Source organism: Burkholderia sp. Se-20378, from assembly GCF_017104665.1.
Taxonomy (GTDB): Bacteria; Pseudomonadota; Gammaproteobacteria; order Burkholderiales; family Burkholderiaceae; genus Burkholderia; species Burkholderia lata.
In genome coordinates, this window is sequence record NZ_JAAGPG010001201.1 from 1 (window position 1) to 879 (window position 879).

General features: G+C 70.9%; 1 protein-coding gene and 1 pseudogene. Both read left to right on the forward strand.

Features of this window, described 5'->3' with window-relative positions; translation table 11 throughout:
* Window positions 1-359, forward strand: a 359-nt coding sequence (locus tag G3N93_RS41000; protein ID WP_206135634.1) for a winged helix-turn-helix domain-containing protein, incomplete at its 5' end; no start/stop codon positions are given.
* A pseudogene (locus tag G3N93_RS41005) lies at window positions 343-879 on the forward strand (two-component sensor histidine kinase); the annotation flags it as partial. The gene G3N93_RS41000 and the pseudogene G3N93_RS41005, both read left to right, overlap by 17 nt.

Below are 879 nucleotides of genomic sequence, written 5' to 3' on the forward strand. Positions count from 1 at the left end.
CGACGCCGTCGGCCGCGGCGCCCGAACAGCGCGAGCCGTTCGCGTTCGGCCGCTTCGTGCTCGACTTCCAGGCGCGCACGCTGTCGGTCGACGGCAAGCCGGCCACGCTGTCGAGCAGTGAATTCGCGCTGCTGAAGATCTTCGTGAACCATGCGCTGCGCACGCTCACGCGCGAGCGGCTGCTCGAGCTGCTGCACGGGCCCGAGTACGACGGTACCGACCGCGGCATCGACGTCCAGGTGTGGCGCCTGCGCCGCATCCTCGAAACGGATCCGTCGACGCCGCGCTTCATCCAGACGGTCCGCGGGCGCGGCTATGTGTTCGTGCCCGACGGCGAGGCCCATGCGCAAACCCATTGATTCGCTGTTCGGGCGGCTGGCGCTACTCGTCGTCGGTGTCCTGCTCCTGTCGCACTTCGCGTGGTTTTTCGCGATGCGGCTCGAGCGCAGCCAGATGCAGACGCGTTACGCGGTCGAAGAGGCCGCGTTCCTGGTCGACGCGGTGCGCCAGCACGTCGAGCGCACGCCCGACCAGCCGCTGCCGTCGCGTGTGCGGCTCGTGACGCCGGACAGCACCGACGTGCCGAATGGCGACCCGTCGAACCTGCCGGCGCCGCTCAAGCGGTTCCGAGACGACGTGAGCGAGCGGATGCCGCCCGGCACGCGCGTCGAGATCGGCGCGCCCGGCCATCCGCCGGTGCTGTGGGTGAAGGAGCCGACCGACCGCAACTGGATCGTGGTGCCGGTGCAGCCGCTGCGGCCGCCGCGCTCGCTCGACCGGATGCTGTTGTGGCTGGGCACGATCTTCTCGGCCGGCGTGATCGCCGCGCTGTTCGCGGCCTGGCAGCTGCAGCAGCCGCTGCGTTCGCTGGCACGCGCG